Origin of the sequence: Saccharothrix algeriensis, assembly GCF_016907655.1 — a bacterium.
GTDB classification, from domain to species: domain Bacteria; phylum Actinomycetota; class Actinomycetes; order Mycobacteriales; family Pseudonocardiaceae; genus Actinosynnema; species Actinosynnema algeriense.
The window spans coordinates 2,390,001-2,412,740 of the sequence record NZ_JAFBCL010000001.1 but is presented as its reverse complement, the minus strand read 5'-3'; the positions used below and the strand labels follow the sequence as shown (position 1 = coordinate 2,412,740).

At 74.5% G+C, this 22,740-nt stretch carries 18 protein-coding genes; 12 read left to right on the top strand and 6 right to left on the bottom strand.

The annotated features are described in order from the left end of the window. The 9 genes from JOE68_RS10765 to JOE68_RS10725 all read left to right on the top strand — a co-directional run bounded on the left by JOE68_RS10765 (nucleotide 1) and on the right by JOE68_RS10725 (nucleotide 9,973). Nucleotides 1-480 carry a hypothetical protein gene (locus tag JOE68_RS10765; protein ID WP_204842201.1) on the top strand — a complete coding sequence of 160 codons (480 nt, stop codon included), beginning with the start codon at nucleotides 1-3 and terminating at the stop codon, nucleotides 478-480. 28 nt (nucleotides 481-508) lie between these two features. Continuing rightward, on the top strand, nucleotides 509-3,322 hold the full coding sequence (locus JOE68_RS10760; RefSeq protein WP_307820028.1) for an ATP-binding protein: 2,814 nt from the start codon (nucleotides 509-511) through the stop codon (nucleotides 3,320-3,322). Further along, nucleotides 3,319-5,250, top strand: a complete 1,932-nt coding sequence (locus JOE68_RS10755; protein ID WP_204842199.1) for a hypothetical protein — start codon at nucleotides 3,319-3,321, stop codon at nucleotides 5,248-5,250. Before JOE68_RS10760 ends, JOE68_RS10755 begins: the two co-directional genes overlap by 4 nt. Beyond that, on the top strand, nucleotides 5,250-5,852 hold the full coding sequence (locus JOE68_RS10750; protein ID WP_204842198.1) for a hypothetical protein: 603 nt from the start codon (nucleotides 5,250-5,252) through the stop codon (nucleotides 5,850-5,852). Before JOE68_RS10755 ends, JOE68_RS10750 begins: the two co-directional genes overlap by 1 nt. 1 nt (nucleotide 5,853) lies before the next feature. Beyond that, nucleotides 5,854-6,855 carry a C40 family peptidase gene (locus JOE68_RS10745; RefSeq protein ID WP_204842196.1) on the top strand — a complete coding sequence of 334 codons (1,002 nt, stop codon included), beginning with the start codon at nucleotides 5,854-5,856 and terminating at the stop codon, nucleotides 6,853-6,855. A 22-nt stretch (nucleotides 6,856-6,877) separates the two neighbouring features. Continuing rightward, nucleotides 6,878-7,453, top strand: a complete 576-nt coding sequence (locus JOE68_RS10740; protein ID WP_204842194.1) for a hypothetical protein — start codon at nucleotides 6,878-6,880, stop codon at nucleotides 7,451-7,453. A gap of 125 nt (nucleotides 7,454-7,578) precedes the next feature. After that, the gene (locus tag JOE68_RS10735; RefSeq protein ID WP_204842192.1) at nucleotides 7,579-7,767 is read left to right on the top strand and encodes a hypothetical protein; all 189 of its coding nucleotides are present in this window, start codon (nucleotides 7,579-7,581) and stop codon (nucleotides 7,765-7,767) included. A 44-nt stretch (nucleotides 7,768-7,811) separates the two neighbouring features. Then, complete coding sequence (locus JOE68_RS10730; RefSeq protein ID WP_204846038.1) at nucleotides 7,812-9,221, top strand: RNB domain-containing ribonuclease; 1,410 nt, start codon at nucleotides 7,812-7,814, stop codon at nucleotides 9,219-9,221. Then, nucleotides 9,221-9,973, top strand: coding sequence for a helical backbone metal receptor (locus JOE68_RS10725; RefSeq protein WP_204842191.1), 753 nt, complete (start codon nucleotides 9,221-9,223; stop codon nucleotides 9,971-9,973). The genes JOE68_RS10730 and JOE68_RS10725 overlap by 1 nt, the downstream gene beginning before the upstream one ends. A gap of 60 nt (nucleotides 9,974-10,033) precedes the next feature. Here JOE68_RS10725 and panB read toward each other — a convergent pair whose 3' ends face one another. The 3 genes from panB to JOE68_RS10710 all read right to left on the bottom strand — a co-directional run bounded on the left by panB (nucleotide 10,034) and on the right by JOE68_RS10710 (nucleotide 12,780). Further along, a complete protein-coding gene (gene panB / locus JOE68_RS10720; RefSeq protein ID WP_204842189.1) occupies nucleotides 10,034-10,891 on the bottom strand; it encodes a 3-methyl-2-oxobutanoate hydroxymethyltransferase in 858 nt (285 codons plus the stop codon). A gap of 114 nt (nucleotides 10,892-11,005) precedes the next feature. Next, nucleotides 11,006-11,290, bottom strand: a complete 285-nt coding sequence (locus JOE68_RS31780; RefSeq protein ID WP_307819624.1) for a DUF397 domain-containing protein — start codon at nucleotides 11,288-11,290, stop codon at nucleotides 11,006-11,008. Beyond that, the gene (locus JOE68_RS10710; protein WP_204842186.1) at nucleotides 11,218-12,780 is read right to left on the bottom strand and encodes an alpha/beta hydrolase; all 1,563 of its coding nucleotides are present in this window, start codon (nucleotides 12,778-12,780) and stop codon (nucleotides 11,218-11,220) included. Before JOE68_RS10710 ends, JOE68_RS31780 begins: the two co-directional genes overlap by 73 nt. A gap of 72 nt (nucleotides 12,781-12,852) precedes the next feature. On the opposite strand from JOE68_RS10710, the gene JOE68_RS10705 reads away from it, so the two are divergent. After that, the gene (locus JOE68_RS10705; RefSeq protein ID WP_204842184.1) at nucleotides 12,853-14,568 is read left to right on the top strand and encodes an NAD+ synthase; all 1,716 of its coding nucleotides are present in this window, start codon (nucleotides 12,853-12,855) and stop codon (nucleotides 14,566-14,568) included. Nucleotides 14,569-14,611: 43 nt separating this feature from the next. On the opposite strand, the gene JOE68_RS10700 is transcribed toward JOE68_RS10705, so the two are convergent. The 3 genes from JOE68_RS10700 to JOE68_RS10690 are packed head-to-tail and all read right to left on the bottom strand — an operon-like array spanning nucleotide 14,612 to nucleotide 17,406. After that, on the bottom strand, nucleotides 14,612-15,217 hold the full coding sequence (locus JOE68_RS10700) for an HdeD family acid-resistance protein (protein ID WP_204842182.1): 606 nt from the start codon (nucleotides 15,215-15,217) through the stop codon (nucleotides 14,612-14,614). Between the two features lie 51 nt (nucleotides 15,218-15,268). Continuing rightward, nucleotides 15,269-16,768 (bottom strand): MFS transporter, encoded by a 1,500-nt coding sequence (locus JOE68_RS10695; RefSeq protein WP_307819623.1) that lies wholly within the window; start codon nucleotides 16,766-16,768, stop codon nucleotides 15,269-15,271. Further along, on the bottom strand, nucleotides 16,765-17,406 hold the full coding sequence (locus tag JOE68_RS10690) for an LppX_LprAFG lipoprotein (RefSeq protein ID WP_204842180.1): 642 nt from the start codon (nucleotides 17,404-17,406) through the stop codon (nucleotides 16,765-16,767). Before JOE68_RS10690 ends, JOE68_RS10695 begins: the two co-directional genes overlap by 4 nt. Before the next feature lie 197 nt (nucleotides 17,407-17,603). Between JOE68_RS10690 and JOE68_RS10685 the strand changes: the two genes are divergently transcribed. Together JOE68_RS10685 and JOE68_RS32210 are read left to right on the top strand one after the other, a co-directional pair. Continuing rightward, nucleotides 17,604-18,947 carry a glutamine synthetase family protein gene (locus JOE68_RS10685; protein WP_204842178.1) on the top strand — a complete coding sequence of 448 codons (1,344 nt, stop codon included), beginning with the start codon at nucleotides 17,604-17,606 and terminating at the stop codon, nucleotides 18,945-18,947. Nucleotides 18,948-19,006: 59 nt separating this feature from the next. Further along, nucleotides 19,007-22,672, top strand: a complete 3,666-nt coding sequence (locus tag JOE68_RS32210) for an FkbM family methyltransferase (protein ID WP_204842176.1) — start codon at nucleotides 19,007-19,009, stop codon at nucleotides 22,670-22,672. Nucleotides 22,673-22,740 lie beyond the last annotated feature (68 nt).

Genomic DNA, 22,740 nt, shown 5'->3' with positions numbered 1-22,740 from the left:
TTGCGGGTGCGCACTGACGACGAGGTCTACCGGGTCGACGCCGTCTGGCTCGGCCCGCCGAAGGCGACCTTCCCGTGGCGGGCGCGCTACGTGGCCTGGGGCGTCGGCATCGTGGTGTTCCTGGTGGTCACCGCCGTGCAGCGGCAGGTCGGCTTCGGGTTCGACTTCATCAACACCGGCTGGGGCTTCGTGATCACGATCGCGCTGACCCGGTTCATCTGCACGCGCATCAGCCACGAGCGCCCGCTGTCGGCCGTGGTGGCGATGTGGGTGCGCGAGCTGAACTCCCCGCGCGAGAAGACCTCGGGGCGCGGCGGCGCGGCCAGCGCGGCCCGCATCCGGGTCAACCGGCAGCGACCGCGCCGGCGCACCCGCCGCGACCGGGCGGCGGAACGCCGGGACCGCGCGGCCCGATCCCAGCACCGCAGGCAGGCAGACCGCCGTAAGAAGGAGGATCGCGGTGTTCGGACGCCGGCGTGACCGGAACCGGCGCTCCGCAGCGCAGCACGTGGCCCAGCACGCGGCTGCCGCGCGGGACGACCGGAAGGTCTACAGCAAGCGCGGTCGCCGCCTGCCGGGCGAGCAGGCCGTGCCCAGCTACACACCGTCGATCTCCGCCCGCAGCATCGACGGCCACCTGCTGCGCACCGGCCAGGAGGTCTACGCCTGGTACAAGCTCGCGCCGCAGCGCTGGTCGTTCCGCTCGGACTCGCAGCGCCAGGACCTGATCGCGGCCATCGCGGGCCAGTACGCCGAGCTGCAGGGCCGCTGGATGCACCTGCGCGTGACCACGCGCCCGTACCCGATCCGCATGTGGGCCGAGGCGCACGTGCACAACGCGGTGCGCCGGCTGCCGGACACGCCCGGGACGCTGAGCTTCGACGACTACATGGTCGGCGAGCAGCAGCAGCTGATGGGCCGCTCGATGGCGGAGAAGGAGGTCTACCTCGGCGTCCAGGTGCAGACCCGCAACATGATGGACCGCGCCGTCGAGCGGGCCGCCCCCGTGCTGCGCAAGGTGTTCCCGGACGCAGTGGACGCCGAGCTGGTCGCGATCGAGTCCGAGGTCGACCACCTGGACCAGGTGATCGGCTCCGCCGGCCTGGAGGGCCGCCCGGTCACGGCCGAGGAGATGTCCTGGCTGATGCACCGGTCGTGCTCGCTGGGCCTGCCCGCGCCGCGCAACCTGCCGGCCGTGCCCGGCGCGCCGTGGGAGCCGGAGGACCTGGCGTCGTTCACCGACGCGGCGGACTTCCACCAGGAGCCCTACGCGCCGACCGTGACGGTGCGGGGCCGCACCGGGTCGAACGCGGGCATCAAGCGGCACGTCGCCGTCCTCACCGTCGGCCTCATGCACGGCCTGCAGATCCCCGAGATCGACGACCCGTGGGTGCAGCGCTCGGACCGGCTGCCCGCCTCCGTCGAGTGGTCGGCCCGGATCTACGTGCGGCGGCCCGAGGAGGTCGCGGGCGAGCTGCAGCGGCAGATGAACAAGGTCCGCTCGCAGGTGCGCCACTACACCGACGAGCACGAGCTGGAGCCGCCGCAGTCGCTGGCCCGGCAGGCTTCGCGGGTGCTGGAGATCGACGACGAGATGACGTCGGGCTTCACCGCGCTGGGCACCCGGGTGCGCTCGTGGTGGCGGCTCGCGGTGTCCGGCCCGACCGAGCGCGAGGCGCTGCGGCTGGCCCAGTCGCTGCTGGACCTCTACAAGCCCAAGGTCGCCATCGAGCACCCCGAGGCGCAGTACGCGATCGCCCGCGAGTTCATCCCCGGCGAGTCCCTGTCGTCCTCGGCCTACCTGCGGCGCGGCTCGGTGCTGTGGGCGGCCTCGGCCGTGCCCACCGCGACCGCCGAGGTCGGCGACCGGCGCGGCATCCTGCTCGGCGAGACTGTGACGGCCACCCGCCGCCCGGTGGCGTGGGACCCGTGGATGGCGCAGGAGCTGCGCGACTCGTCCGGCCTGACGGCGCTGGTCGCCGGCCTGGGCGCGGGCAAGTCCTTCCTCGGCGGCGGCATCGTCTACAAGACGCTGCGGTCCGGCGCGCACTGGACGCTGCTGGACCCGTCCGGGCCGCTGACGGCGCTGTGCGAGCTGCCCGAGCTGCGGCCCTACGCGCGGCCGATCAACCTGCTCAACGCCCAGCCCGGCATCCTCAACCCGTACCGGGTGGTGGCCGAGCCGCTGCTGGACCACTTCCTGGACGAGGAGGACGCGGAGCGGGCGTGGCGGCGCGAGCGCGCGCTGGCCGCGGCCACCCGCCGCCGCCTCGTGCTGGACGTGCTGACCGGCCTGCTGCCGTTCGAGGTCGCGCGGCTGCCGCAGACCCGGATCGTGCTGCTGCGCGCGGTCCGCACGGTCGGCGGCCGGCCCGACGCCCACCCCGGGCAGGTCTTCGAGGCGCTGCGCCGCGACGCCTCCGAGCACCACGAGCACGCCGTCGTGGTGGCCGACTTCCTCGACGAGATGCGCGAGCGCATGTCGCTGCTCATCCCGGAGAAGGACGCCGACCCGTACAACGAGGCGCGCGACGACCGCCTGACCGTGCTGACCATGGCGGGGCTGAACCTGCCCAAGGACGGCGTCGGGCGCGAGCACTGGACCGACGCCGAGGCCCTGGGCGTCGAGATGCTCAACCTGGCGGCCTGGCTGACCCAGCGCTCGATCTACGAGCGGCCCAAGGACCTCCGCAAGGGCGTGTGGATCGACGAGGCGTTCTTCCTGTCCGAGGTGCCCACCGGCCGGGTGCTGATGAACCGCTTCGCGCGCGACTCGCGCAAGTGGAACGTCCGCGTCCTGCTGTCGTCGCAGATCCCGGCGGACTTCCTGAAGATCCAGGGCTTCGTGGCGCTGCTCGACTCGGTCTTCGTGGGCCGCCTGGACGACGACCAGGCGCAGGCCGACGCCCTGCGGCTGCTGAAGGTCCCGGTCGGCGCGGGCTACGAGCAGGTGGTGGCGTCGCTGGGCCGCCGCCCCGGCGGGGTCCGCAACAGCACCGAGCGCGACCGCGCGCCCCGGCAGTTCATCTTCGGCGACGGCGCGGGCGGCGTGGAGCGCATCCGCATCGACTTCTCCGGGCCGCACCTGGAGCACCTGCGCAACGCGCTGGACACCACGCCCGACGCGATGCGCGACGGCCCGGAGCCGGCCGAGGTGGAACTCGCCTCCGAGCCGCAGGACCCGTTCGCCTACGCGGAGGACCACGACGACTACGACGACGAGCTGGCCGCCGACCTGGAGGTCGGCCTCGCGGACGAGCTGGTCGAGTCGGGCCACGGTGAGGGAGGAAACCGCCGCTCCGGTCGGGAAGGTGCGGCATGAGCACCCTCCTGCTGGTGGTGGCGATCGCCGTCGCGCTGTACGCGCGGCGGCGGTTCAGACGTGCCGCGCGGGTGCTCGGCGCGGCCCCGCGCGGCGGTTCGCGGTGGCGGGCGGTGGCGGTCGTGGTCGCCTTCGTCGGCCTCCAGGCCGTGATCGGCGCGGCGCCCGCGCACGCGGCGCCCTGCGGTGAGGCGCCGGCCCCCGAGCGGCCGGGTTCGGGCATGGTCGGCGCGATCGACCCGCCCATCGGCAACGGCGTGAAGGACTCGCCCTACCTGACCTACGGGTACGCGGGCATGGTCTGGCACACCTACCAGGAGAAGTGCGGGCTGCCCGACGCGTCCCCGGTGCTGGACACCTGGATGGGCAACCAGCTGTTCAACGTCGCCAAGAACATCGTCGGCGCGACCAACGCCCTGCACTACACCGTCGTCGGCCAGGGCCTGCTCCAGCCGCTGGACGACGCGGTCAAGGAGGGCGTGCAGAAGGTCTACGACAACGTCTACCTGCGCTGGTTCGGGCTGGTCGCGCTGATCCTGGCGGTGCTGATGTTCCGCCAGATCTGGAACGGCGACCTGGCCACCATCAGCAAGCGCGGGATGTGGGCGCTGGCCGCGATGTGGCTGGCGACCTCGACCCTGGCGCTGCCGCAGTTCTACGACCTGCTGGACAGCACCCTGGTCACCAAGACCTCCGAGATCCAGGCGGGTTTCGTGGACGTGGAGGAGGGCAAGGACAACCTGGACGTGCTGCCGTCGCGGCTGCACGACTCGGTGGTCTACCAGAGCTGGCTGCGCGGCGAGTTCGGCTCGCCGGAGGCGCCGCAGTCCACCGAGTTCGGGCCGCGGCTGCTGGGCCTGCAGGCTTGGACGGTGCAGGAGATCGGCGAGCACAAGGACGGCGACCAGACCGCGCTCGACGCCAAGCGCAACGAGTTCGCGGCCCTCTACAAGCAGCTCGGCCCCGCCCAGGGCTACTTCAGCGGCGCGGCGGGCGGGCGCACCGGCGCCGGGTTCCTCTCGCTGCTCCAGGCGATCGCGTTCTCGCTGTTCCAGCTGTTCGCCAAGGCCGCCGTGCTGCTGGCGCAGCTGCTGCTGCGGGTGCTGACGCTGGCCGGGCCGCTGATCGGCCTGGCCGCGCTGCTGCACCACGACCTGCTGCGCAAGGTCGGCCGCGCGGTCGCGGTGACGGTGTTCAACGTGCTGGTGCTGGCGGTGCTGGCGGGCACGCACGCGCTGCTGCTCCAGGCGATCTTCAACGCCACCGGCCTGTCGCTGCTGACCCGGACGCTGCTGGGGCTGATGCTCACCCTGGTGTGCTTCATGATCGGCAAGCCGATGCGCCGGATGTGGCAGATGGTCGAGATGTCGGTCGGCTCGGCGAGCGGGGCGCTGCCCATGCGCGGTGGCCTGCTGTCCATGCTGCGCCGCAAGAAGGACACCGGGCCGTCGCCGCAGGAGGAGTTCTGGGACACCGTGCGCGACGCGGACCCGGACGGCCCCGAGGCGCCGCAGCGCGGCCGGGGCCGGGTGCGGCCCGAGGCCGCGAACCCGGTGGTGGCCACGGCGCACCGGCTCGACCGCTCCGACGCCGGGGTCGACCCGGTGCGCGCGGTCGCCGCCGCGGCCGGCGGTGGCGGCGGTGGCGGCGGTGGTGTCGCGGCCCTGCCCGCGGGCGCCGGCGGCGGGCAGGCGGCGCTGCCGGTCGGGCGCTCGCGCCTGGTGGACGCGCCCCCGGTGGCCGACCGGAACTGGGACCGGGTGGACGACGCGGTGCTGGTGCCGTCGCGGGCGGGCAACGGGTTCGCGCGGGTCTCCGACGGCCCCGTCGTGCCGGGGCCGCGGCGGGCCGAGACCGAGGTGGTGGCGGGGCGGCAGGTCCACGTGATCTACCGGCCCTCGCGTGGGCTCGAGGTCAGGGACAGCTGATGCCGATCAGGACGAACCGGGGCCGCACGGCGGTGTACCGCCGGCTGTGGGGGTGGCCGCTGCGCTCGCCGCGGCACCTCGTGATGACGATCGTCCTGCTGGTCGCCGCGATCACGACGATCGGCGTCGTGGCGGACCGGGTGGTGGGCGCGCGCTCCACCGCCGCGGGGCCCACCACGACGACCGCGCCCGTCGCGCCCGGCGGCAACCAGGTCGGCGTGCTGCCCTCGGCGGGCACGACCTCGCCGCTGCCGACGAAGGCGCCCAGCCCCACGGCCGCGCCCTCGTCGGCCCCGGTCACGCCGGACGCGCAACTGGTCGCGGAGAGCTGGATCGAGGCGTGGCTCGACCACCCGGCGGGCGTCACCAACGCCAAGTGGCTGGAGGGGCTCGAACCGTGGACGTCGGACGAGCTGCTGCCGACGCTGCGGTCGGTCGACCCGGCGAACGTGCCGAAGGAGATCAAGGGCAGGGTGACGGCGAGTCGGTCCACCACCGATTCGGTCGATTTCGAAGCCGACCTGGAAACCGGCAAGCTCGTGCTGACCGTGGCGAAGCTGCCCGAGGGCTGGCGCGTGCACAAGTACAGCAGGGTGGGCTGAGATGCTGAAGATCGTGCTGGCGGTCGTGGCGGTGGTCGCGGTGGTCACCGTCACGGTGACCAACGGTGTCTCGACCGTGGTCAACAACGCCACGTCGGAAGAGGGCGTCGCCGGCATCCGCAACGTCGGCTGCAACGCCTCGATCGGACCGTGGGAGGGTGGCGGCGAGGAGAAGGGCCGCAACGACGCGAGCCGCCTCAACGACGAGCAGCGCGGCACCGTCGCCAAGATCATCTCCATCGGCCAGGAGCGGCAGCTGCCGCCGCTGGCGTGGCAGATCGCCATCCAGGCGGGCATGACCGAGTCCGGCCTGCGCCCGCTGGACTACGGCGACCGGGACTCGCTGGGCATCTTCCAGATGCGCCCGTCGATGGGCTGGGGCACCGAGGCCCAGGTGATCGACCCGGTGTACGCGATCAACAAGTTCTACGACGTGCTGGTCAACGTGCCGAACTGGGAGGACCGCCGCCCCGGCGACTCGGCGCAGGCGGTGGAGCGCTCGGCGTTCCCGGACCGGTACCACAACTGGGAGGCCATGGCGGCGTTCCTGATCGGCGAGCTGGGCAGCGTGCCCGACCCGGCCGGCTGCGGCGCGGGCGCGGGCGACCTGCTGCTGGCCTCCTCGGTGGCGGGCACGGCCATCGAGTTCACCAAGCAGCAGCTGGGCGAGCCCTACCTGTGGGGCGGCAACGGCCCCGACCAGTGGGACTGCTCCGGCATCCTGGTCAAGGCGTTCGCGGCGGCGGGCGTGAAGATCCCGCGCGTGGCCAACGACCAGTACGTGGCGGGCGGCGCGCACCTGCCGGTGCGCGAGGCGCAACCGGGCGACCTGATCTTCTGGGCCACCAACCCGGCCGACCCGGTCACCGTGCACCACGTCGCCATGTACCTGGGCGACGACGAGTACATCCACGCCCCGCAGACCGGGGACGTGGTGAAGATCAGCAAGCTCAACTGGGACTACCACGAGTTGATGCCACTGGCCGTCCGGCCGGGCGTGTGATCGTGCGAGGGAGGCACGTCCGATGTTCACCCCCGACCCCATCCAGCGCCACGCAGGGCCGCCGGCGTCCAGCACACCGCTGCGGGACTACCTGACCTCGCAGCCGCCCGGCGTGGACGGCTCCTACGCCGTGCTGCCCCGGTCGCTGGTGGAGGCGATGCCGCTGCCGTGGCAGCAGCAGATGACCCACCTGCTCGCCGAGTTCCACCGCTCGTTCGCGCACCTGGGCTGGCCGGTCTACCGGGTCGTGCCGTCGCGGCGGGAGCGGCTGGTGGACCTCGACGAGGACCAGCTCGCCGAGGTGGGCGCGATCGTGGAGATCGACGCGGACGGCGAGCTGGTCTACCGGGACCGCTCGGGCACCCGCATCGAGGACCCGGAGCAGCGGGTGGTGCTGGTGTCGGTCCTGGACCCGATCCCGGGCGACTACGCCAACGCCAACCAGAGCACCCCGGCGCGGGGCTTCCCGGTGCCGCAGCAGCCCTTCCCGCCCTCGGGCCCGCTGCCGCAGCAGTCCCACCCGCAGTCGGGCCCGCTGCCCGTGCAGCCCTACCCGCAGTCCGGACCGCTGCCCGTGCAGGCCCCGCACCAGCGGTGACCCGATCACGGGTGGCGGTGGTCGGCCCGGTCGGCGCGCCGCGCGCGCCCGCCGGGCCGAGCGCGCCCCGGGCCCGGCCCGCGGCCGGACATGACACGCGGGCCCGCGCGTGCCAGCCTTGACGCATGGGTGATCCGAATGCCTGGTACTACTGCCTGGCCCACCAGAAGGCCGAGAAGGGCGTCGGCTGCCGCGGCGGCGACCGGATGGGCCCCTACCCGGACGAGGCGACGGCCCGGCGGGCGCTGGAGCTGGCCCGGCAGCGCACCGAGGCCGAGAACGAGGCCGACCGGGAGTGGGAGGAGCGCGGTTGACCCGTTCGGGCCGCGCGTCGGGCTAAGGTGCAGTCGTGGCCTCGATGGTGATCCGTACCGGGCGCGCGGACCTGGACTTCAGCGGGATCCGGACGGAGTTCGGGCTGCCCGCCGACTTCCCGGCCGCCGCGCTGGCGGAGGCGCGGCAGGCGGTGGACCGCGGCGCCGCCGGTGACCGGGAGGACGCCACCGCCCTGCCGCTGGTGACGATCGACCCGCCGGGCGCGCAGGACCTCGACCAGGCGCTGTGCGTGCAGCGGGTCGGGCGCGGTTTCCGCGTGCAGTACGCGATCGCCGACCTCGGCGCGTTCGTCGTGCCCGACGGCGCGCTGGACGCGGAGGTGCGCGGGCGCGGCCAGACGCTGTACCTGCCCGACGGCAACGTGCCGCTGCACCCGGCGGTGCTGTCCGAGGGCGCGGCCAGCCTGCTGCCGGAGCAGACCCGGCCGGCCGTGCTGTGGACCCTGGAGTGCGACGCGGACGGCGAGCCGACCGACGTGCGCGTGCGGCGCGCGGTGGTCCGCTCGACGGCCCGGTTCGACTACGAGACCGTGCAGGCGTCCATCGACGCGGGCACGCCGCACCCGTCGGTCGCGGCCCTGCCCGGGTTCGGCCGGCTGCGCCGCGAGCGGGCCGCCGAGCGCGGCGCGGTGGAGCTGCGCCTGCCGGAGCAGGAGATCGTCCCCAACGGCGACGGCGACTGGAAGCTCGCGGTCCGCCCCCGCGCGGACGTCGAGGCGTGGAACGCGGAGGTCTCGCTGCTCACCGGCATGGCGGCGGCGCGGGTCATGCTGGACGCCGGGGTGGGCGTCCTGCGCACCCTGCCCGACGCCGACGACGGCGCGGTCGACGCCCTGCGGCGGTCCGCGCACGCGCTGGGCGTGCCCTGGCCGGCCGGGGCGACCCCCGCGCGCTTCCTGGCCGGCCTCGACCCGGCCCGGCCGGAGTCGCTGGCGCTGTTCGTGGACGCCACCCGCCTGCTGCGCGGCGCGGGCTACACGGCGTTCGACGGCACGATCCCGGCGGTGGTCACGCACGCCGGCGTCGCCGCCCCGTACGCGCACGTCACCGCGCCGCTGCGGCGCCTGGTGGACCGGTTCGCCACCGAGGTGTGCCTGGCGGTCACCGCCGGCCGCGAGGTCCCGGACTGGCTGCGCCGGGCGCTGCCGCGGCTGCCGGGCCTGATGGGCGGCTCGGACGCGCTGGCCGCCAAGGTCGACCGCGCCTGCCTGGACCAGGTGGAGGCTTGGGTGCTGGCCGACCGGGTGGGCCAGGAGTTCGACGCCGTGGTGCTGCGCGCCGAGGGCGGCGGGGCGGACGTGTTCGTCGCGCAGCCGCCGGTCATGGGCCGCTGCACGGGGACGGACCTGCCGGAGGGCGAACGCGTCCGGGTGCGGCTCACCGAGGCCGACCCGCGGCGCCGCAAGGTCGCGTTCACGGAGGTCGGGTCCTGATGCTGCCGGTCGACGACCTCGGCGAGCCGGTGCCGCTGCCGGCGCCGCCCCGCCGGGTGGTGAGCCTGGTGCCGTCGCTGACCGAGGCGGTGGACCCGGCGGTGCTCGTCGGCGCGACGGACTACTGCACCCACCCGCCGGACCTGGCCGTGGAGCGGGTGGGCGGCTCGAAGTACCCCGCGGTGGACCGGGTGCTCGCGCTGCGCCCGGACCTGGTCCTGGCCAACAGCGAGGAGAACCGCCCGCAGGACGTGGAGCGCCTGCGCGCCGACGGCGTCCCGGTGTGGGTGACGGCCGCGCCCGCGACGGTGCCCGCGGCGCTGGGTTCCCTGCGCCGGCTGCTGGCCACGGCGTGGGACGCGGAGCCGGCCTGGCTGGTCGAGGCCGAGCGGCTGTGGCGGGAGGTCCTGCCCCCGCGGGCGACGGCGCTGGTCCCGGTGTGGCGCAAGCCCTGGGTCGTGGTGGGCCGCGACACCTTCGCCGGGGACGTCCTGCGCCGGCTGGGCGTGGTCAACGCCTACGCGGACCACCCCGACCGCTACCCGCGCCCGCCCCTGGCGGAGCTGCGGGAGCGGGCGGCCGACCTCGTGGTGCTGTCCGACGAGCCCTACCTGTTCACCCCGGACGACGGCCCGCAGTTCTTCCCGGGCCTGCGCCCGGTGTTCGTCTCCGGCAGGCACCTCACCTGGTACGGCCCGTCGCTGGTGGAGGCCAGGGCCGCGCTGGAGCGCGCCTTCCGCGACCAGTCCTGACCCCGTCGCCCCGACGGGGCCGCCGGACGGGTCCGACGGCCCCGGCGCCACCGCGCCCGATCAGTGGAACGTGTGCTCCGGGCCGGGGAACCCGCGCCCGCGGACGTCGTCCGCGAACTCCCGCGCCGCGCCCAGCACGACGCCGGCCAGGTCCGCGTACCGCTTGACGAACCGCGGGCCCTTGCCGCGCCGCAGGCCCAGCATGTCCTGCCACACCAGCACCTGCGCGTCGGTGTCCGGGCCCGCGCCGATGCCGACGGTCGGGATGCGCAGGTCGTGGGTGATCCGCTTGGCGACCTCGCCGGTCACCATCTCCAGCACCACGGCGAACGCGCCCGCCTCCTGCACGGCGTGCGCGTCGGCCACCACGGCGTCGGAGGCGTCGTCGCGGCCCTGCACGCGGTAGCCGCCGAGCTGGTGCTCGCTCTGCGGGGTGAAGCCGACGTGGCCCATGACCGGGATGCCCGCGTTCACGATCGCCGCGACGTGCGGCGCGAAGTGCCGGCCGCCCTCCAGCTTCACGGCGTGCGCGCGGCCCTCCTTCATGAACCGCACGGCCGTCGCGACGGCCTGCTCGACCGACACCTGGTAGGAGCCGAACGGCAGGTCGGCCACGACCAGGGCCCGCTTCGCCGACCGCGTCACGCTGCGCACCAGCGGGAGCAGCTCGTCCACGGTCACCGGCAGGGACGTGTCGTAGCCGTAGACGTTGTTCGACGCCGAGTCGCCGACCAGCAGGACCGGGATGCCGGCCTCGTCGAACAGCTCGGCGGTGTACATGTCGTACGCGGTGAGCATGGGCCACGGCTCGCCGCGTTCCTTCAGCTCGCGCAGGTGGTGGATGCGGACTTTCCTGGCCGGTGCGGGGGCGCCGGCGCCGCTGCCGTAGGGCGCGGCCACCTCGGGTGCAGAAGTCATCGCGGACCGTCCTCCCTCGAAGCCCGCCTCGTCGCGGGTCTCCGGGCGTCGTTGCACGGTTACCCGCCCAGCGTGACACCGGAGGAGCCGGTTGTGCGCGGTGTGCGAGTAGCCTCACACGGCCGCCGCGGACCCCGCCTCACCCCGCCGCACCGCACGCAGGAACGCAGCCACCCGAACCGGCGGGAATTCCAGCACCACACCCGGTCTCTTCGAGTCCCGCACCGCCCCCAACCCGGCCCGAAGCTCGACGCACTCCCCGCCGCTGTTGCCGCCCCACCGGCACGCCGTCGCCGCTGCCCGGTCGCCGGCGTGGACCCGGGGCGCTAGGAGCAGACCTTCCCCGCGGGCGGCAGCTCCAGGTCGATCAGGTACTCGTCGGTGGCCGGGTCGACGCACTCGTTGCCCTGCAGGTACACGGTGTGCTGGTTGCCCTCGTAGGTCAGCAGCCCGCCGCCCAGCGACTTCGCCAGGTTCACCCCCGCCTGGTACGGCGTGGCCGGGTCGCCGGTGGTGGAGATGACCAGCACCGGGGGCAGGCCCGCGACGGCCTTCGCCTCCTGCGCCGTCGGCGGCACGGGCCAGAACGCGCACGAGTCCAGCGCGCCCACCGCCGGGTTGCCGTCGTCCAGGAACGGGGCCGCCGCCTTGTACCGCCGGGCCAGGTCGTCCAGCACCGCGCGGTCGGTCACGCGGGGCTCGTCGACGCACTTCACGGCCGTGAAGGCGTCGGTGATGGTGGAGTACTTCCCGTCCTGGTCGCGGTCGAAGTAGCTGTCGGCCAGCGTCAGCAGGACCTCGCCCCGGTCGTTCTTCAGCTCCGCCAGCCCCGCGTTCAGCGGCGCCCACAGCTCCTCGGTGTACATCGCCTGGATGGCCCCGGTGATCGCGTCGTTGTAGGACAGCTTGCGCGAGCCCACGTCCACCGGCCGCTGCACCAGCGGCAGCGTCAGGTCCCGGAACGCCTTGTTCGCCCCCGCCGGGTCGGCGCCCAGCGCGCAGTCCTGGCGCCGGGCGCACCACGCGGCGAACGCGTCGAACGCCTTCTGGAACCCGGCGGCCTGTGCGACCAGCGACTCGGTCTGGCCCTGCGTCGGGTCGACCGCGCCGTCGAGCACCAGCGCCCGCACGTTGCCGGGGAACGCCGCCGCGTACCCGGCGCCGATGTGCGTCCCGTACGAGTACCCCAGGTAGGTCAGCTTCTCGTCGCCCAGCGCCGACCGCATGACGTCGAGGTCGCGCACGACGTCCCGCGTGCCCACGTGCGCCAGGAACTCCACCCCGCTGGCCGCGGCGCACTTCTCGGCGAACGCCTTGTTCTCCGCCTCGGTCTGCGCCACCCCGGCGGGCGAGGTGTCGACGTCCACGTCGAGGCGGTCCGCGTCGCGCTCCTGGTCGCTCAGGCACCGCACCTGCGGCTGGCTGGCCCCGACGCCGCGCGGGTCGAAGCCCACCAGGTCGAACCGCCTGCCCAGCTCGGTCCTGCCCACCTGCGCGCCCAGGCTCGCCGCCGCCGACATGCCCGAACCGCCCGGCCCGCCGGGGTTGAGCAGCAGCGACCCGATCCGCTCACCGGTCGCCTTCTGCCGCAGCAGGCCGAGCCGGACCGTCCGGCCGCCGGGCTCGGCGTAGTCCAGCGGCACCTCCAGCCGGGCGCACTCGATCGACTTCCTGTTCCGGAACTGGGCGCGGGTGGTGCCGGTGGTGGCGTACTCGGCGCAGTCCTCCCAGCCCAGCTGCTGCCCGTAGAACCGCTCCAGCCCGGCGGGCACGGCCCCGGCGGGCCCGCGCTGTTCGAGCACCGTCCCGGGGGTCGGCGAGCCGGCGACGACGGACGTGCACGACGCCAGCACGGGCAGGACGAGGAGCAGCAGGAGACAACGGCGCACACCCCGATCGTAGGTGTGACTCGTCGGCCACAACGCGCGCCGAGGCCCCCGCCGGTGAGCGAGAATGCCCCCATGCCACAGCTCCGACTCGCCCTCGCCCAGGTCAACGCGTGTGTCGGCGACCTGGCCGGCAACACCGAACTCGTCCTGGAGTGGACGCGCAAGGCCGTGGAGGCGGGCGCGCACCTGGCGGTCTTCCCCGAGATGGTGCTCACCGGCTACCCGGTGGAGGACCTGGCGCTGCGCGTGTCGTTCGCCGAGGCGTCCAAGCGGGCGCTGACCGACCTCGCCCGGCGGCTCGCGGAGGCGGGCTGCGGCGGGCTGCCGGTGTTCGTCGGCTACCTGGACCGCGACGAGCGCGGGATGCGCAACGCGGCGGCCGTGCTGCACGGCGGCGAGGTCGTGGCGCGGCAGTACAAGCACCACCTGCCCAACTACGGCGTGTTCGACGAGCGCCGCTACTTCACGCCCGGTGACGAGCTGGACGTCGTGCGGCTGCACGGCGTCGAGATCGGCATGGTCGTCTGCGAGGACCTGTGGCAGGACGGCGGCCCGATCGCCGCCCTCGGCGCGGCCGGCGTGGACCTGGTGGTCTCGCCGAACGCCTCGCCGTACGAGCGGAAGAAGGACGACGCCCGCCTGCCGCTGGTGGCGCGCCGCGCGGCCGAGGCGAAGGCGCCGCTGGCCTACGTCAACCTCGTCGGCGGCCAGGACGAGCTGGTGTTCGACGGCGATTCGATGGTCGTCACCGGGACGGGTGACCTGCTGACCCGCGCCCCGCAGTTCGTGGAGCACCTGGTCGTGCTCGACCTGGACCTGCCCGGCGGCGCGGCGCGCACCGAGGGCCCGGTCGACGGCTTCACCGTGCGCCGCAGGACGCTGTCGGACGACCCGCTGCCCGCCTACCCGCCGCTGCCCGCGCCCGCGCCGGCCGAGCCGCTGTCCGACGAGGCGGAGGTGTGGCACGCGCTGGTCACCGGCCTGCGCGACTACGTGCGCAAGAACGGCTTCCGCTCGGTCGTGCTGGGCCTGTCCGGCGGCATCGACTCGGCGGTGGTCGCCGCGCTGGCGGTGGACGCCCTCGGCGGGGACGCCGTGCACTGCGTCTCGATGCCGTCGGTCTACTCGTCGGAGCACTCGAAGTCCGACGCCCGGGAGCTGGCGCGGCGCACCGGCGCGCACTACGAGGTGCAGCCCATCGCCGACATGGTCCGCGTGTTCGTCGACCAGCTCGGCCTGACCGGGCTGGCCGAGGAGAACGTGCAGGCCCGCTGCCGCGGCGTGACCCTGATGGGCCTGTCCAACCAGCACGGCCACCTGGTCCTGGCCCCCGGCAACAAGTCCGAGCTGGCGGTCGGCTACTCGACCATCTACGGCGACGCGGTCGGCGGGTTCGCGCCGATCAAGGACGTGCTCAAGACCCTGGTGTGGGACCTGGCCAGGTGGCGCAACGCGCAGGCCGAGAAGCTGGGCGAGCTGCCGCCGATCCCGGAGAACTCGATCGCCAAGCCGCCGTCGGCCGAGCTGCGGCCGGGCCAGGTGGACACCGACTCGCTGCCGGACTACGAGCTGCTCGACGCGGTGCTGGACGACTACGTCGAGGGCGACAAGGGCTACCGCGACCTGATCGCGGCGGGCTTCGCGCCCGAGCTGGTGGACCGGGTCCTGCGCATGGTCGACCGGGCCGAGTACAAGCGCCGCCAGTACCCGCCGGGCACGAAGATCACGTTCAAGGCGTTCGGCCGCGACCGCCGCCTGCCCGTCACCAGCGGCTGGCGCGAGGGGTAGCGGGTCGGTCCCGGGCGCCCGCCGCCGGTGAGCGCCCGCGCGCTCAGGCGGTGGCGGCGCGCCCGGCCGCGCCCGTGCCGGAGGACGCCGCGGCCGGCGCGCGGCCCTCGGTCACCGCCGCCACGACGCTGAGCACGCCCAGCACCAGCAGCGCGATGCCCAGCAGCCACGCCAGCGCGACCAGGCCGGACAGCGGCATCACCAGCACGACGACCCCGGCGACCAGCGTCACGACCCCGGAGAGCACCGCCCACCCGCTGGTGCCGAACCCGTGGAAGACCTCCGCGACCCCGCCCACCACCCAGGTGGCGCCGAGCAGCAGCGCCAGCACCGCGACGGTCTGGAACGGGGAGCGCAGGCTGAGGATGCCCGCCACCAGCGCCAGCAGCCCGGCGACCGCGAGCAGCACCCGGTACCCGCCGGAGGAGCCGCCCTGGGTGAACGAGCTGACCAGCCAGAACACGCCGGTGATCAGCAGCTGGACCCCGAACAGCACCGCCGCGGTGAGGATCGTGATGCCCGGCCAGACCAGCACCAGCAGCCCGATCGCGACCGTGACGACGCCGAACGTGATCCGCAGCGCCTTGGACCGGCCGAGCAGCCGCGTCGGGCCGGCCGGACCATTCGCGTCAGCCTCGTGGTGCGCCATGGCGACCAGGGTGCGCCCCCGCGCCGGCCACCGCAGGGCCGAGCCGGTGTATCACCCGTTCCGGTGGACGCGCGCCGCGGTCGGCAGGAACAGCGCCGCCACCGCGCCGACCCCGCAGATCACGGCGGTGATCAGGAAGATCTCGTGGTACTCGGTCAGCAGCGCGTCGGACAGCGCCCGCTGGTAGACCTCGGCCCGCCGGCGGAACTCCTCGGGCGGCACGCCGAACGGCAGCGGGGTGTCCAGGTCGGCGGTCAGCTCCCGGAACCGGTGCAGGCCCCACGCCGACAGCGCCGCCACCCCCACCAGCATCCCGGTCATCCGCGCCACGACCACCGCCGCCGACGCCACCCCGTGCTGGGCGTCCGGCACCACCCGCAGCGCCGCCGCCGACACCGGGGCGATCACCAGCCCGAGCCCGAACCCGGCCACCACCAGGTCGCGGTCCAGCACCGCGGGCGACACGTCCGCCGGCCACCGGGCGATCAGCGCGTACGCCACCGCCGCCACGGCCATCCCGGCCACCGACACCCACCGGTCGCCCGCGCGCCCCGCCAGCCACCCGCCGACCAGCGCGCCGACCGGCAGCGCGACCAGGAACCGGGCCAGCAGCGCCACCGCCTGCGCCGAGTCCAGCCGCAGCACCGTCTGCGCGAACAGCTCGACGTCCACCAGGGTCACCATCAGCGCCGCGCCGGCTGCCAGCGACACGGCCAGCGCCGCCAGGAACGGCCGCACCGCCACGCCGGTCGGGTCCAGCAACCGCACCGCCGACCGCTTCTCCCACCACGCGAACGCCACCAGCGCCACCAGCGCGCCGCCCAGCGCCGGCAGGCCCCACGGCGGCAGCACGGCGTGCTCCGGGTCGGGGTTGTAGAGCCCGACCACCAGCAGCGACAGCGACAGCGCCAGCAGCGCGCCGCCCACCACGTCGACGCGCACCGGCCGACCCGCCCCGCCCGGCACGGTCCGCTGCACGACCGCCATCGCGACCAGCGCCAGCGGCAGGTTCACCCAGAACACCCACCGCCAGCTCTGCGGCTCCAGCGACTCGAACACCGACCACGCGTTGAACAGCGAGGCCACCCCGACGCCGTAGAGGGTGCCCAGCACGCTGCCCAGCTCCTGCGCCGCGCCGACCACGCCCAGCGCGCCGGCCCGCCGCCGCGCGTCCCACAGGTCGCCCACCAGGGCCATCGTCACCGGCAGCAGCGCGCCGCCGGCGAGCCCCTGCACCACCCGCCCGGCCACCAGCAGCGGCAGCTCGCCCGCCAGCGCCGTGACGACCGACCCGACCGCGAACCCGACCAGGCACAGCTGGAGCACCGGCCGCCGCCCGAACCGGTCCGACAGCTGCCCGAGCAGCGGCATCCCGGCCACGTACCCGAGCAGGTACCCGGTCACCACGGGCGTCGCGCGCTCCAGGTGGTTCACCGGGATGCCCAGGTCGCGCACCATGTCCACCAGGACGCCGACCACCACGTACGCGTCGAGCGCGCCGAGCAGGACGGCCAGCGCCCCCGCGCCCATCGCCAGCCGACGGGACCTCACGTCGGCGGCGCGACGGTGAACGACTTGCCGAAGTCGGACAGCGAGATCAGGACCTTCGCGCCGGCGGGCAGCTCGAAGGCCGCCTCGGTCAGCTTGTCGCCGGTCAGCGAGAACCGGCCCTTGACGTCGGAGTCGATCCCCGGCACGAGCCCCGCCACGACGTCCCGCGGGACGGTCGCCTCCACCACGTCCACGCCGCCGCCGGAGCTGACGGTCCGGGCGTCCCGCGCGTCGCCCAGGACCCTGGCGACGCCCCGGTCCGGGTCCAGGATCGCCGTCGGGTCGTAGAGCTGACCGGCCAGCGCGGCGGGCACCTCGGTGAACCCGCCGGTCGGGCCCTTGACGTAGAGGTCCTTGCCGACCAGGACGTACTCCACCTCGACCAGCTGGCCGAACTGCTCGACCCGGGCGCGGCCCCGGGACTCGCCGGCGGAGTTGAGGTCGCCCTCGGCGTCCTTCACCGGGACGTTCGGCAGCTCGCCGTCGACCTTGATGGTGAAGTGGGTGCTGTTCACCGAGCGCATGGCGGCGGCCGACCGGTCGACCAGCTCCGGACCCGCGGGCAGGTCGCCTGAGGAGGAGGTGCAGCCGGCCAGCAGGAGAGCGAGCGCGCCTACCAGGGCGCGGCGACGGGACATACCGGGGATCGTAGATCCACCCGGCCGGGAGCACGGCCGGATCCCACCCCGCCGCCGGGCGCGACCCGCGGCCGGCGGGCCGCCGATCCGGGGCGCCGGCCGGCTGACCTGCGGGTCGACCGGCCGGCCGGCGCGGGGCGCGGGCTTCGCGCGAGTCGGCGGCGCGCGGCGGACCGGCTTTACCTAGGCTGCGTCCCATGAACCGCCAGCAGGAGTTCGTGCTCCGCACCCTTGAGGAACGGGACATCCGGTTCGTCCGGCTCTGGTTCACCGACGTGCTGGGCTTCCTGAAGTCCGTCGCGGTGGCGCCCGCCGAGCTGGAGGGCGCCTTCAGCGAGGGCATCGGCTTCGACGGCTCGGCGATCGAGGGTTTCGCGCGCGTCTACGAATCGGACATGGTGGCCAAGCCCGACCCGTCCACCTTCCAGGTCCTGCCCTGGCAGACACCGGACAAGAGCAACTACTCGGCCCGCATGTTCTGCGACATCGCGATGCCCGACGGCTCGCCGTCGTGGGCCGACCCGCGCCACGTCCTGCGCCGCGTGCTCGCCAAGGCCAGTGAGGCCGGGTTCACCTGCTACGTGCACCCGGAGATGGAGTTCTTCCTGCTCAAGAACCTCCCCGACGACGGCAGCGAACCCGCGCCGGCGGACAACGGCGGCTTCTTCGACCAGACCAGCCACGAGACCGCGACCCACTTCCGCCGCCACGCCATCGAGGCGCTGGAGGCCATGGGCATCTCCGTGGAGTTCAGCCACCACGAGGGCGCGCCCGGCCAGCAGGAGATCGACCTGCGCTACGCCGACGCCCTGACCATGGCGGACAACGTGATGACCTTCCGCTACGTGGTGAAGGAGGTCGCGATCACCCAGGGGGTGCGCGCGAGCTTCATGCCCAAGCCGTTCACCGACCAGCCCGGCTCGGGGATGCACACCCACGTCAGCCTGTTCGAGGGCGACCGCAACGCGTTCTACGACGCCGAGGACCCCTACCAGCTCTCCGACACCGGCAAGGCGTTCGTCGCGGGCCTGCTCCGGCACGCGCGCGAGATCTCCGGGGTCACCAACCAGTGGGTCAACTCCTACAAGCGGCTCATCGTCGGCGGCGAGGCGCCCACGGCCGTGTGCTGGGGCCACGCCAACCGCTCCGCGCTCGTGCGCGTGCCGATGTACTCGCCGGGCAAGTCCTCGTCGCGCCGGGTCGAGATCCGGAGCCTGGACTCGGCGTGCAACCCGTACCTGGCGTACGCGGTGATCATCGCCGCCGGCCTCAGGGGCGTGGAGAAGGGCTACGAGCTGCCACCGCCCGCCGAGGACGACGTGTGGTCGCTGACCGACCGCGAGCGCCGGGCCGCCGGCTACGACAACCTGCCGCAGAACCTCGGCGAGGCGCTGGTCGAGATGGAGAACTCGGAGCTGCTGCCCGAAGCGCTGGGCGAACACGTGTACGACTTCTTCCTGCGCAACAAGCGCACGGAGTGGGACGCGTACCGGCGCAGCGTCACGCCGTACGAGCTCCGGACCCTGCTGCCGGTCCTGTGAAGGGACGAACCGTGCGGGTGATCCACACCGGGCACTCGGAGAAGCTAGGTTTGCAGACCGTGACCGAGGTGCCCGCGGGTTCCGAAGCCCGTCCCACCCTGATCGCGTGCACGGTGGCCACCGCCGCCGAACTGCCCGCGGTGAAGGTGCTGTCGAACTCGTTCCTGGCCAACCACCCCGAGGCGCGGTTCGCCGCCCTGGTGGTCGACGCCCCGCCGGAGAACTCCGGGCCGGGCCTGGTGACACCCGCCGACCTGGGCATCGGCCCGGAGGAGCTGGCCCGCCTCGCCACCGGCTGCACGGCCCGCCAGCTGTGCGGCCTGCTGCGGCCCCGGCTGCTGGAGCAGCTGCTCGGCCAGCGCATCCCGGTGCTGTACCTGGACCCGTGGGTGCAGGTGCTCGCCCCGCTGTCGGACCGGGTGCTCGACGCCGTGGACCGCGGCCCGCTGGTGCTGCTGCCCAGGGCGCTGCGACCGCTGCCGGACGACGGCCTGCGCCCGTCACCGGCGGAACTGCTGCAGACCGGCGTCTTCGACCCGGGCTTCCTGGCCGTCGCACCCGGCGCGGAGCCGTTCCTGCGGTCGCTGGAGGAGCAGCTGCGCCGCACGCCGGACGCGGCGAAGGCCGTGCTGGACACCGCTCCCGCGCTGGTCAGCCTGGACGTGCTGCGGGACGCGACGATCAACCTGTCGGTCTGGAACGCGGGCCAGCGCGACCTGCACCGGCTGGACGACGGCACGCTGACCGTCCTGGGCGAACCGCTGCGCTCGGTGCACTTCGAGGGCTTCGACCCCGGCCGGCCGTGGCTGCTGTCGGCGGCGTTCGCCGACCGGCCGCGCGTGCTGCTGTCCGAGCACCCGCACCTGGCCGAGCTGTGCACGGCCTACCGCGCCGAGCTGGTCCGGCGCGGCCACACGCCCGTGCCCGTCCGCTACGGCTACGGGCAGCTCGCCGACGGCACGCCCATCCCCGACGAGCTGCGCGCCGACTACCGCGAGGCCGCCCGCGCCCACCCGGGCTCGGTGTTCGACCCGGCCGGCCGGCGAGCCGGCGCGGAGGGCCAGGTCAACGGCACGCCCGCCGGCGGCTCCACCCCGCCGCCCGCGTTCGGGCCGGACGGTGGCGCGGGCTTCGTCGAGTGGGCCTGCGAACCCGTGCCCGGCCTGCCCGGCAGCACCCGCTGGGCCGCCGCCCTGTGGCGCGGCGACCCGGCCCTGCGCGCGCAGTTCCCCGACCCGTTCGGCGCGGACGGCACGGCGTTCCGCGACTGGTGCGCGGGCTCGGGCGTCGCCACCGGCCGCCTGCCGGTCCCGGCCGTGCCCTACCCGCACGCCGACGCCCCGGTGCTGCACGACCAGCTCGGCGTCTCCGTCGTCGGCGACGGCCCGGCCGCCGCGCTCCTGCAGGCCGCCGCCCGCGCGTCCGGCCTGCCCACGGCCACGACCGCCGGCTACCCGGTCGTCGTGCGCGTCGACTCCGACACCCCGGTGCCGGGTGGCCGGTTCGTCGTCGACTACCGGCTCGACGAGGGCGCCGCACCGGACGCCGACGAGCTGTGGGTGCCCTCCGAGGCGACCCGGGCCGCCGTCGAGCGTCCCGGCGGCCCCGCGGTCCGCGTCCTGCCGCTGCCGGTCCCGGAGCGGGACGCGCACGAACCCGACGACCACGAAGGGGTGATCTTCGGGGCGCTCGCCGACCACGCCATCGACCGCGACGGCAACGTCCTGGGAGCGGTGTCGGCGTTCCTCGGCGCGTTCACCGAGCGCGCGGACGTGGCGCTGCGGATCGCCGTGACCGGCGCGGCCGACCACCCCGAGGCCGCCGAGCGGCTCCGCCTGGCCACCGCCGCCGACCCGCGCGTCGAGCTGGTCGCCGACCTCGGGCCGGTGGACTGCCTGATCTCCCTGCACCGCGGCCGGGGCGACCGGGTCGCCGCCGCCCTGGCCGAGCACGCGGCCCGCGGCGTGCCCGTGCTCACCTCCGACCAGGGCCCGGTCGCCGAGCTGTTCGACAAGCAGTCGGTGATCTTCGTGCCGTGCCGCACCGGCGTCGAACCGGACGTGCAGGCGGCCGTGAAGCTGCTGCGCGCGCTGGCCGACGACCTGCCCGCGGCGCGCGCCATCGGCGCGAAGGGCCGCGAACGGCTCGCCACCCGCGGCGCCGCCGCGATCGGCGACCTGATGCGGGAGCGCGTCGAGCACGCCTACCGCGCGTGGCGCGCGCGTCGCGCGGCGGCGAACCCGAGCCCCGCCGTCGACCCGCTCAAGGCGCTGCACTCGGCCAAGCACGCGCTGCTGAGGCAACCCGACGTGGGCACCGCCAGCCGCACGCCGATGGCGCCGCAGCTGCGCAAGGTGGTCCTGCGCGTGCTCGACCACTACGACAACCACATGCGCGACGTCCTCGGCTCCCTCGTGGACGGGGTCGAGCGCACGGTGTCCGACCTGGTGCGCCGGCAGGACGAGCTGACCACCGGCATCGGCCTCGGCGAGCTGGAGGTGCTGCGCTCGGCGGTCGAGCACCACCTCGAGCGCCAGGACCAGCTCGCCGACCAGGTCCTGGGCCTGGACGACGGCGTGGTCCGGGTCCGCGCCGACATGGCGGGCCAGGGCAGGCGGCTGCGCGAGATCGAGGACGCCGTCGTCGCCGAGGCCGCCAAGCGGTCCAAGCAGCGCGACGCGCTCGCGCAGCGGATCGACAAGCTCGCCGTCGCGCTGGAGCGCACGCTCGACCGGATCGACACGCTGGAGTCCAAGGTCGTGGAGGTGCTGCGGGAGCGCGACACCAGGCTCGACGCCGGGACGCGCGCGGCCAACCAGGCGCAGCAGACCGCCGACGCGCTGCGCCGGGTCGTGGTGCGCGAGCACGAGCGGCGCAACGGCGCCGTCCCGGGCGTGCGCAGCTCGCTCGTGCTGACCGACGTCGGCCTGCTGCGGCTGCCCTCGGACGACCCGCTGATGCTGCCCATCCTGTCCAGCAACGGGGTGTGGGAGCCGGAGCTGTCCGAGCTGATCGACTCCGTGGTCGAGCCGGACGGGATCTTCCTCGACGTCGGCGCGTACGTGGGCTACCAGGCGGTGCGGGTGCTGAGCCGGTTCGGCACGGGCGGCGCGGTGGTCGCGGTGGAGCCGTGCCCGTCGGCGCGCGAGCTGCTGCGCCACAACGTCGAGGTCAACCTGCCGGAACGGGTCGCCGAGCGGCTGGTGCTGGTCGACGCCGCCGCGTGGGAGAGCATCGGCGAGCTGGCGGCGCAGCCCGCGCTGACCGGCGGCGTGTCGGTCGCGCCGCTGCCCGCGGACGCCGGTGAGGGCGTCACCTCGGTGCGCGCGGCGCGGTTGGACAAGGAGCTGGAGGCGGTGCCCGCGCTGCAGGGCAAGCGGTTGTCGGTCGTCCGGGTGGACGCGCCGGGCCGGGGCCACCGCGCGCTGGCCGGGCTGGTGCGCCTGCTGCGCCGGGACCGCCCGCACGTGTTCCTGGAGTTCTCGGCGTCGGCCACGGCGGGATTCGGCGACGATCCGGTCACGGTCCTCAAGGAGTTCCGGATCTGGGGCTACGACCTGGTGCCGGTGCCGACCCGCGAGCCGGCGTCGCCGGAGCAGATCGTGACCGCGATGGAGGGGATGCGGTCGATCTCGCTGTGGCTGCGACCGCGCCCGGTCCAGGCCCCGGCGCCCGGCCCGCAGGTGGCCGTGCCCCTCCGGCAGCCCGCTGACCAGGCGATTTGACTTGTCGGCGGCTCATGAGTAACTTTTGCCGAGTCGCCAGCAAGACCCCGGAACGAGCGGTTGACACC

Bases quoted from the DNA above. Each gene is read 5' to 3' on its own strand.
- JOE68_RS10730 (WP_204846038.1), top strand. From the start codon at position 7,812: ATGGTGATCCGTACCGGGCGCGCGGACCTGGACTTCAGCGGGATCCGG.
- JOE68_RS10685 (WP_204842178.1), top strand. From the start codon at position 17,604: ATGAACCGCCAGCAGGAGTTCGTGCTCCGCACCCTTGAGGAACGGGAC.
- JOE68_RS10735 (WP_204842192.1), top strand. From the start codon at position 7,579: ATGGGTGATCCGAATGCCTGGTACTACTGCCTGGCCCACCAGAAGGCC.
- JOE68_RS10700 (WP_204842182.1), bottom strand. From the start codon at position 15,217: ATGGCGCACCACGAGGCTGACGCGAATGGTCCGGCCGGCCCGACGCGG.
- JOE68_RS10740 (WP_204842194.1), top strand. From the start codon at position 6,878: ATGTTCACCCCCGACCCCATCCAGCGCCACGCAGGGCCGCCGGCGTCC.
- JOE68_RS10725 (WP_204842191.1), top strand. From the start codon at position 9,221: ATGCTGCCGGTCGACGACCTCGGCGAGCCGGTGCCGCTGCCGGCGCCG.
- JOE68_RS10690 (WP_204842180.1), bottom strand. From the start codon at position 17,406: ATGTCCCGTCGCCGCGCCCTGGTAGGCGCGCTCGCTCTCCTGCTGGCC.
- JOE68_RS10745 (WP_204842196.1), top strand. From the start codon at position 5,854: ATGCTGAAGATCGTGCTGGCGGTCGTGGCGGTGGTCGCGGTGGTCACC.
- JOE68_RS10755 (WP_204842199.1), top strand. From the start codon at position 3,319: ATGAGCACCCTCCTGCTGGTGGTGGCGATCGCCGTCGCGCTGTACGCG.
- JOE68_RS10705 (WP_204842184.1), top strand. From the start codon at position 12,853: ATGCCACAGCTCCGACTCGCCCTCGCCCAGGTCAACGCGTGTGTCGGC.
- JOE68_RS10750 (WP_204842198.1), top strand. From the start codon at position 5,250: ATGCCGATCAGGACGAACCGGGGCCGCACGGCGGTGTACCGCCGGCTG.
- panB (WP_204842189.1), bottom strand. From the start codon at position 10,891: ATGACTTCTGCACCCGAGGTGGCCGCGCCCTACGGCAGCGGCGCCGGC.